Below are 10,028 nucleotides of genomic sequence, written 5' to 3'. Positions count from 1 at the left end.
AACGATAACGGCAATGACAAAAAAGATAATGACTTATTTTCGTCAACGGGTGGATCGATTGGTTTTGTCTCTTTACTCGGCCTACTCGGGTTAGTCGGTAGAAGGGTAAGAAAGTAATCCCTTGTTTTATCGCATGAGTCGATAGTTATTTTATTCCCTAGATTGAATCGGGCTCCTTAGAGCCCGATTTTTTATTGTTTAGTCTGGATTTGTCTACGCTTAAAAAGTCTCATTAGTAATACGATTGTCTTAATGGTTTTATCTGTCGTATTGCGGATCTCAGCTTAGCAAATGGACTGCCGATGATAACGTTGGACACGTTTTTAGATTTTTACCGCGCTGCACTCTCGCCAACCTTAGCTTTGGTGCCACTGATCGATCCCTGGCTAATGCTAACGGCTTTTTTTTGCGGTTTTATCAATCTCTCTTTGGCTCTCCATTTCCGGCCTATGCTGGGGGCAGGGGAGACCTTTTTCGCCCTGCCAAGTTATGTAATAACTGGCTTGGTGTTTGCCGTCGGTATCTGGTGTACACAGAGTGTTGCTCTGGTGGCGCTGACCCCTCCCGGAGCATCTCTGTCTTGGCCTACTCTTGTGGTTTCATTCGCTCCAGCTCTGTTAGGAGGGGTACTTTTTATGCGTCGGTCAGCATTGCCTGAATCGGCGACAGGTTTGAGTTTTCGATTTTTATTTCTACTGGCGATACTTCTCGGAACATTGATTGTTTCGCTGGTTTCTTTACCCAGTCAGGGCTTTTCGTTACAACATCAACCTCGAATACTGTTATGTGTTTTCGCTGCTCTGGCATTCGCCATGTTCAGTCTTTTGCTGACAGGACATCATGTTCGCTGGAAATTAATCCCAATGACCCGTGCATTGATTGCAGGTACCTGCCTTGCATTGTCTGTGGTAACTCTCAATCTCGCAGCCGGGCAGTGTCTGGTTATTTCAGGTAGCCAGTCAAACGCTATCACGCCAGAGTTGGACAGAATCCAATCAGTAACATTTCTGTTGGCAGTGACAGTCGTCACCTACGTTGCAGCACTTGCTGCATGCCTCCATGTTAATGCCAGAGGTCATCATCGGGCACTGAAAAAGTACACCGAAAAACTCGAAAAAACACTTAATGCGCTACAAGAGGCACTGATCACTACAGGAAAGCAAGGGAGTATCATTTCATTCAGTCAAACTGCGGATGTACTCTTTGGCTGGACCTCTGAAGAGGTCATTGGCCGCAACATTCGTATGTTGATCAGTGATGAAAGTCGCCATCTGCATGATGAACAGATGAAGCGTTTTACCGAGTACAGCACTGATTGCACGACACAAGGTTCGACGCTCGAGCTGGTCGCTTTAAAGAAAAATGGCGAATCCTTCCCGGCAAGAATATCGTTTGAACTTACCATGCTTGATGGAGAATCACTGTTTGTTTTCAGTATCAGCGATATATCTGAACAGCAACAGATAAATCAGTCGCTTCGAGAAAATGCCAAGCAATACCGAACGCTGATTTCTAATCTGCCAGCGCTTACTTTTCGTGAAATGGCGAGGGGTAAACGACAGCTTGTCTATGTCAGCGATGCCGCAAAACAGCTAACAGGCTTCACAGCTTCATCATTGACTGGAGAGCACGGTGGTCAGAGTTTTATTGACCACTTACATCAAGATGATGTCCAAGAATACCTGAGAGGTCGAGAAGAACTGATAAGACAGTGTTGTCAGTATGAACTTGAGTACCGTTTTATAGGTCGGGATGGCCAAGAGAGGTGGTTTCTTGAGCTGGGAAATAGCTACCGCATACAGGATGGGACGGTTTGGATTGATGGCCTGATCCTTGATATTACCGAACGAAAGCAGAAAGCATTAACAATGGTAGAAAAAGTGGCTCAGGCCGAGCGACTGACTGAATCGAAAAGTGCTTTTCTTCACAACATGGGAACAGAATTTCGTACCCCGTTGAATGCCATGCTCGGACTGACGGAGATCATGCTGGCAAGCGAGCAGAGCAGTGAACAAAGAAAACACCTTGAAGTCATACTTCGTTCGGGAAATACCCTACTGACACTGGTCAATGATGCTGTCGAAGCTGCGCGTTTTGAAAGCCAGACGGTATCACTGGATATTACTGAGTTTTCGCTGTTGCCACTTTGCCGGCAAATTGAGTTTATCGCCTGTGAGACGGCGTTAACGGAGCGACCGGATATCTTGCTATGCCATTCCTCACGGTTGGCTGAAAACTATCTGGGTGATGCCCGGCGCATTAAACAACTCTTCCACAACATGGTGACTAATACCCTCTCAGCAAGACCCTCTGCTGCTCTCAGGCTTCATGTCTATCCTTGGCAACAAGGAATACGTTTTGCCGTCTCGGCTCACTCATCTGTTGAGTTGTCAGAGCAAAAGGGAGGAAAGTTCATGACCTCCAAAGTAATGTCCCACCTGGTGGAGCTGATGGACGGTTTCCTGTGGTATGACGAGAAAAAAAACGTGTCAGTCATGTATGTAGATTTACCTTTGGCCCCTTCTGGTCAGGTAAAAGAGGTAAAACACGCTGACAAATATCGCCATTTGCTGACTCCGGCAGATATTGTCGTCATCGATCCTTTACAGCGAAATCAGCGTGAGATCAGTCAGCAGATCATCAAAAAAGGCGCTTCAGTCACTACTTTTCCAGATTTGCCACAGGCACTCAAGGCGATGGAAAATCGTATGCCGGATATCGTATTGGTTGATGCTTATCTGTCGGATCTTCCATCCCTGAAAAGGGTATTTTCCAACAATGATAAGGGAGAGAATACATTCTCAATGCCTATCATCGTTGGCCTGACAGTCAGCGCGGATCCTTCAACACTCTCCAGCTGGAACACCCGTGGGGTCGATGCTGTGATCTCTAAACCTATAGAGCCTCAGGATCTGGTGGCTGAACTAGAGAAGATTGCCGACCAGACTCAGGCAAACCACAAGGTCACACCTATACCCACCAGACAGGATGATCTCTTCAAGCCCCTTTTTAATTCTCATCTCGCACTAGAACACTGGCAAACGAAATCGCTCTATGCTCAGGTCATCGAGGGGTACTGGTTTAGGTATCGAAATATTGATGATTTGGCTTCACATCTGGCCGCCCATAGTGACAAGACCCAATCCAGAATTGAGCGTGCCAGAGCATCAGCGCTCTGTATGGGGTTTGAACGCTTTGATCTTTTATTGGAGAGAGCTCAAGACGCGCACAGATACAGCCGTAATGATGTGTTTAGTCAGACGCTTGAACAGTTGTCGGATTGTCTTGATGCATCCTTTGAGAAGGCTTGTTCTTTTGTTGGTATTCGGCCATTCGAGAACAAGGAGCAAAAGCCAGTACCATCAAAAGAGACTGTTTTACGGGAGGCTGGGCCTTTCGTTATCGCGCTCTCAAAAGGACAACTGGATGAGTCCTGCTACCGCAAACTGATCCCCGATCTCGTACAGCTTACTGACCCCTCTGAACTGGTTCATATTATACGTTCTCTAGAAAACTTCGATTTTGAGGACGCACGACAACGGTTTGAGATACTACTGGAAAGATTGTCTTCAACCCCAGATCCAAGGAGCAGTTATGGCGTATAAAGTGTTAGCAGTGGATGATGAACCCAGTAATCTGCATGTTATTCGCAGCATTCTTAACGATGAATATACCCTGCTGTTTGCCAAAGAAGGTGAAAGAGCACTATTGATGGCGAGGGAACAACAGCCGGACATTATTTTGTTGGACGTGATCATGCCGGGAATGAATGGCTATGAGTTGTGTCAGGCACTCAAACAGGACCCTGATACCCGTGATATACCTGTCGTGTTTGTGTCCTCACTCGATGAGAACCAAAGTGAGATTGACGGGTTACGTTGTGGAGCGGTGGAATTTCTACATAAGCCCGTCTCTCCCGAGTTAGTGAGGTCACGTATCCAAAACATCCTTGAGCGCAATCGCTATTCAGATACGATGAGAAATATCCAACTACTGGTCGACCACATCGGACGAGAGAACGGCTGTAGTCAGAGTGACCATGAACAGAGCATCCGGCTTGCTGAGTTGACACAATTATTGGCCGCTGAGTATGGTTTGCCAAGTGAGCGGGTTGAGGATATCCGACTTGCCATCCCACTGGCCTGCCTCAATAGTCTTAGAGAGATTTCTGGTGTTGGTGATGCACCTGATACTGATTCAACGGTGACATTGTCTGAAGGCTTTCTTAAGCGGACATGCGAGCTGCTTCGCTACAGGGATGAAAAGTGGGATCCGGGGCGACACGATATGATCCCCGACGAAGTATGGCTTTATCAGTTAGCGACGGCGTTGGATTCAGGTATTTGGAACCAGCCTGACAGTCTCTCAAACAACATTGAACAGTCTTTTGACCGTGTGGCATCGTCAAGAAAACTGGTGTTACCTGACAAAGTGTTGTCGCTGTTCGATGACTCGAGAAGTAAGATCATAAACTATTTTCAGATGCTTAATCAGCATCACTAGGCGTGTGTGCAGGCAGATGCAAGACAAAGTCAGTCTGTGTTAGCATTGCGCCGGCTAGCAGACGCCTAAACCAATAAATAAGCAATAAACAAGCAATGAATGAGTGAAACCAGCAGTGCTACTGATTATCGATAACTATGATTCCTTTACCTACAACCTCTATCAGTATTTTTGCCAGCTTGGAGAGACTGTAGAAGTTCACCGGAATGATGCACTGACACTGGCTGATATAGAAAAAATGGCTCCAACTCACTTGGTCATATCACCGGGCCCTTGCACGCCCGATCAGGCAGGGATCTCTATGCAGGCCATTTCTCATTTTGCCGGTCGTATTCCCATTCTTGGCGTGTGTCTCGGGCACCAGTCTCTTGCTCAGGTGTTTGGCGGCACTGTGCGTCGGGCAAAAAAGGTCATTCATGGTAAAACCAGTCCGATAGTTCACAATGGTCTTGGGGTGTTCAAAGGACTCAATATGCCGCTGCGGGTGACCCGCTATCACTCTCTGATCGTGGAAGAAGCATCCTTACCTGAATGTTTTGACATTACGGCATGGACGGAAATCGCAGGCGAGCTTGATGAAATTATGGGTATCCGACACAAAACGTTGCCTTTGGAAGGGGTTCAGTTCCATCCTGAGAGCATAATGACGGAACAAGGCCATGAGTTATTGAGCAATTTTCTCCAGATGAAAATCTGATCTTTCTCTATTTTTTCACTAAAAGTCTTCTTAATTGTTACACTGCGATTGCTGGGATATTATGCAGTCGCTCATTTCACTCTATCCTCTGTTTCCTGTCAGGAAAGACACTATCAACCACTGGGCTATTAATTATTGTCCCGGAATTGCGCATAACTATCGTCCTTGACTGAATATCTCAGACTGCCGAGAGAATCGAAGAAGATTTTCGTCTATTGATGCAGTTAAATAAATGTAAATACTATGCTTAAAGCAGTATCGACAGAAGGAAGCGATCGATGACAGCCGAATTTAAAGTAGAACGTAAATTATTTGATGAAGTCATGGTGCCTTGTTACGCACCTATGGAAATGATCCCCGACCGTGGCGAAGGCTCGAGAATCTGGGATCAAGATGGCCGTGAGTACATCGACTTTGCAGGTGGGATTGCAGTGAGCTGTCTGGGGCACTGTCACCCGGTGATGGTTGATGCCCTCAAGGCGCAGGCTGAAAAGCTTTGGCACCTAAGTAATGTGATGACCAATGCTCCCGCACTTCGACTGGCGAAAAAGCTGACTGAGCTGTGTTTTGCCGAGCGGGTTTTCTTTGCTAACTCCGGTGCTGAAGCTAATGAGGCGGCGCTTAAACTGGCTCGCCGTTGGGCAAAAGAGGTCCACGGTGAAGAGAAGAGTGAAATCATTGCTTTCACGCAAGGCTTCCATGGCCGGACCTTTTTCACCGTAACCGTTGGCGGTCAGGCGACCTACTCTGACGGCTTTGGACCGAAACCCGGTCATGTTACGCACTTGCCATACAACGATTTGTCTGCGTTGTCAGAGGCGATTTCTTCCCGCACTTGTGCGGTGATGATGGAGCCACTGCAAGGTGAGGGCGGTATTGTTACCCCTGATAACGAGTTCCTGCAAGGCGTGAGAGAGCTGTGCGACAAACACGATGCGCTACTTATCTTTGATGAAGTGCAGACGGGTAATGGCCGTACAGGCACCTTCTACGCATATCAACAGACAGGTGTAGTGCCGGATATCTTGAGCACAGCTAAATCCCTAGGCGGCGGTATTCCAATTGGGGCAATGCTGACCACTGCGAAGTTGGCAGAGCACATGAAAATTGGTACGCATGGCTCAACCTATGGCGGAAATCCGCTTGCCAGCGCAGTTGCCGAAGCCGTGATTGATGAAGTGAGCAAACCTGATGTCCTTGAGGGTGTAAAAGTCCGTGAGAAATGGTTCCGTGACGGACTGACCCGCCTGAACGAGAAATATGACATGTTTGCCGAAATTAGAGGCAAAGGTTTGCTGATGGGCGCGGCGTTGAATGAAAAATGGCAAGGCCGTGCGCGCGATGTGCTGATTGCAGCGGGCGAAGAAGGCTTACTGCTGCTGGTGGCTGGTGCCAATGTTGTGCGTTTTACACCTTCTCTGGTTATCTCAGAAGAAGAAGTTATGGAAGGCCTGTCGCGACTTGATCGTGCACTGGCGAAACTGACAGCGAAATAATTCGTTGTTTGCATCTGGAGGAATACGATGCTGGTGATCCGACCTATCCAAGAGTCAGATTTTGATGCGCTTATGCTGTGTGCCGAGGAATCGGGCCACGGTTTTACATCGCTGCCGGTTGACGAGGAGATGCTGAAAGGCCGTATCAGTCATTCAGTCGAAAGTTTTAAAAAAGCCGTGACGGCACCGGGTACTGAAGGGTACCTGATGGTTGCAGAGGACACGGAAACCGGCGAGATTGCCGGTACCACGGGCATTGAGGCGGCGATTGGTCTCGACAACCCGTTTTACAGTTATCACATCAGCAAAGTCGTGCATCACTCGCGTCGCCTCAATGTGCACAACATTGTCGAGGTGCTGACTTTTGGTAATGACTACACAGGTGCCACAGAGGTATGTACTTTATTTCTCCGCCCTGAGTTCCGTGGTGGATTGAACGGCAAGCTGCTGTCTAAATGTCGCTTTCTGATGCTGGCAGAGTTTCCTGAGCGTTTCTCTGACGTGATATTTGCCGAGATGCGCGGTGTGTCTGATGAAAACGGTAACTCCCCATTCTGGGCGTGGCTGAAAGAGCACTTTTTCTCTATTGATTTTACATTGGCGGATTATCTTACCGGCATTGGTCAGAAAGGCTTCATTGCGGATCTGATGCCTAAGTTACCAATTTACGTCAATCTCCTCAGTGAAGAAGCCCGAGCGGTTATCGGTCAGGTCCATGAGAAAACCCGGCCTGCTCTCAAGATGCTGGAGAAAGAAGGATTCACCTGCCGGGGGCATGTGGATATTTTCGATGCGGGGCCAACGGTGGAGTGCCTTCGCCAGAATATAAGTTCTGTAAGGCGCTCATTTACTGCGACCGCTGAGATCACTGATCATAGCAGTGCGCAGGATTATTTGATCTCAAATACTGATTTTGCGGGCTTCCGGGCTACAGCAGCAAAAATCGGTGTTGATCAAGAGCGCAACCGGGCACTGATTTCAAAAGAGGTGGCCAACGCATTACATCTGGTTGATGGCGACAGCGTTCGTCTGGTTTCGTTGTAGGAGAGTCAGGATGACACATTGGATTGCAAATCAGTCAGTCGCAGGCGAGGGTGAGACCTTTCATTCGCTGAATCCGTTTAACAGTGAAACTGTTTGGACGGGAGAAGCAGCGTCAGCTCAGCAGGTTGAGCAGGCCGTGTCTTCAGCTCGTGAAGCATTTAAAAGCTGGAGAAATACCCGGTTTGAGGAACGTCAGGCGTTAGTTGAACGTTTTGCCGAGCAGGTTAAAGCAAATAGCGAGCAAATTGCTCGGGTCATCGCAGAAGAGACGGGTAAGCCTTTGTGGGAAACCCGCACTGAAGCAGCGGCGATGGTAGGAAAAATAGCGATCTCCATTCGTGCTTATCAGGAAAGAACGGGTCAGCGTGAGAAAGATATTTCTGGTACGCAGGCTGTTCTTCGTCATCGCCCCCTAGGTGTGATGGCAGTCTTCGGACCATATAACTTTCCCGGACACCTGCCAAATGGTCATATTGTGCCAGCCTTGCTGGCGGGTAATACTGTGGTATTCAAGCCCTCAGAGCTCACACCAAAGGTGGCTGAAATCACCATGAAGCTCTGGGTGGAATCAGGGTTGCCAACTGGCGTTATTAATCTGGTTCAGGGGGGGCGGGAGACCGGAATGGCTCTGGCTCAGTCCGATGGCATCGACGGTGTATTGTTTACTGGCAGTGCGAATACAGGCCATATTCTTCATCGTCAATTTGCGGGTGAACCCGGCAAGATGCTAGCACTGGAGATGGGGGGAAATAACCCCATGGTGATCAGCGACAGGTATGGCGAACTTGATGCGACTGTTTATACCATTGTTCAGTCTGCATTCATAAGTGCAGGCCAGCGCTGTACCTGTGCTCGAAGACTCTATGTGCCGCAGGGTGAACGAGGTGATGTGTTGCTTAAGCGACTTGCTGAGGTCACTGAAAAGATTTCTGTGGGTGGACAGTTCGACGAGCCTGCGCCTTTTATGGGGTCGCAAATATCTCGGGTAGCGGCAGAGTCTATTATCGCCGCTCAGCAGCGTCTGGAATCAGAAGGTGGACGTGCACTGATCAAAGCTCAGTTAAAACACGATGCTGTGGTCAGTCCCGGTATCATTGATGTCACTGATATAGCTGAACTGCCTGACGAAGAATATTTTGGCCCGCTGTTACAGGTTATTCGCTACGACAGCCTTGAGCGCGCTGTTGAAATGGCCAATGACACCCGTTATGGCCTGTCTGCAGGGCTAGTCTCTGATGACGATGGCGAATGGCAATATTTTCTCGATAACATTCGTGCTGGGATCGTTAACCGCAACCGACAGCTGACCGGAGCCAGTGGTGATGCGCCATTTGGTGGACCGGGAGCATCTGGCAATCTCAGACCTAGTGCATATTACGCTGCAGATTACTGCGCATATCCAATGGCATCCATGGAAGGTGATGATGTAGTACTTCCTGATTCACTCAGCCCGGGTATTCACCTTTAATGAGAGGACACGATGAACAGAGTACATACGTTATTTGACCACTTGTGGCAGAACTACACGTCAAGACTCTGTCCTTCAGCAGCCAAAGTGCATGCTTTGCTGGAAGAGGGGCATCCGCTTCAGAATGATCATATTGCTTTGCGGACATTTAATCTGCCCAAGACGGGACTTGATCGAATGGCTGCCCCTTTTATCGCGCTGGGTTATGAGCCGAAAGGCGAGTATTATTTTGAAGGTAAAAAGCTCTATGCACGTCACTTTGAGCTGCCCGGTGAAGAAGCGCCCAAGGTTTTTATCAGTGAGCTGATGGTCGGGCGGTGTTCCTCTGAGCTTCAACTGGCGGTAAGGAATATGGTTGATCAGTTAGATGATAGTGCGTTGGACGACCATGCGTTCTTGTACAGTGGTCGTCATGGCAGCTAGACTTTGAAACGTATCAGGCGCTGTCTAAAGAGAGCGAATATGCAGGTTGGCTTGCTGCTCATGGCTTTGGCGCTAATCACTTTACTGTCAATGTTAATCAGCTAAGCACGTTTGAAGAGGTCAAGCAGGTCAACGATGCTCTCAGAGAGGCTGGTTTTGCGATAAATATGTCAGGTGGAGAGGTGAAAGGCAGCCCCGATGTGCGTCTTGAGCAATCGTCCACTATGGCGGACAAGGTAAGTGTAACTTTCAGTGATGGCAATCAGCAGATCCCTGGTGGTTTTTATGAATTTGCCAAACGCTATCCGCTTCCTGACGGCACGCTGTATCAGGGATTTGTAGAGGCATCAGCAGACAAAATATTCGAAAGCACCGATAGCTGAGTATCAACCTGTGT

Annotated in this window: 7 protein-coding genes and 1 pseudogene; all 8 read left to right on the top strand. The window is 48.3% G+C overall.

Annotated features, from left to right (window positions below):
* Positions 1–117 (top strand): GlyGly-CTERM sorting domain-containing protein (locus A8L45_RS25775; protein ID WP_139122440.1); only part of this gene is annotated, 117 nt, incomplete at its 5' end.
* 185 nt (positions 118–302) lie between these two features.
* A complete protein-coding gene (locus A8L45_RS20970) occupies positions 303–3,605 on the top strand; it encodes a PAS domain S-box protein (RefSeq protein WP_068905311.1) in 3,303 nt (1,100 codons plus the stop codon).
* The gene (locus tag A8L45_RS20965; protein WP_068905310.1) at positions 3,595–4,503 is read left to right on the top strand and encodes a response regulator; all 909 of its coding nucleotides are present in this window, start codon (positions 3,595–3,597) and stop codon (positions 4,501–4,503) included. The genes A8L45_RS20970 and A8L45_RS20965 overlap by 11 nt, the downstream gene beginning before the upstream one ends.
* 115 nt (positions 4,504–4,618) lie before the next feature.
* The gene (locus A8L45_RS20960) at positions 4,619–5,200 is read left to right on the top strand and encodes an aminodeoxychorismate/anthranilate synthase component II (RefSeq protein ID WP_068905313.1); all 582 of its coding nucleotides are present in this window, start codon (positions 4,619–4,621) and stop codon (positions 5,198–5,200) included.
* Between the two features lie 278 nt (positions 5,201–5,478).
* Entirely contained in the window at positions 5,479–6,696 is a 1,218-nt protein-coding gene (locus tag A8L45_RS20955) for an aspartate aminotransferase family protein (protein WP_068905309.1), read from the top strand.
* A gap of 27 nt (positions 6,697–6,723) precedes the next feature.
* Positions 6,724–7,740 (top strand): arginine N-succinyltransferase, encoded by a 1,017-nt coding sequence (astA, locus tag A8L45_RS20950; protein WP_068905308.1) that lies wholly within the window; start codon positions 6,724–6,726, stop codon positions 7,738–7,740.
* Between the two features lie 10 nt (positions 7,741–7,750).
* Entirely contained in the window at positions 7,751–9,208 is a 1,458-nt protein-coding gene (gene astD / locus A8L45_RS20945) for a succinylglutamate-semialdehyde dehydrogenase (RefSeq protein ID WP_068905307.1), read from the top strand.
* A 12-nt stretch (positions 9,209–9,220) separates the two neighbouring features.
* Positions 9,221–10,014: pseudogene (locus A8L45_RS20940) on the top strand (DUF1338 domain-containing protein).
* Positions 10,015–10,028: the final 14 nt, after the last annotated feature.

The sequence above is a fragment of the Veronia pacifica genome (assembly GCF_001707825.1).
Lineage (GTDB): Bacteria > Pseudomonadota > Gammaproteobacteria > Enterobacterales > Vibrionaceae > Veronia > Veronia pacifica.
The sequence above is the reverse complement of the archived record's forward strand: the minus strand, read 5'-3'. Positions and strand labels throughout refer to the sequence as shown.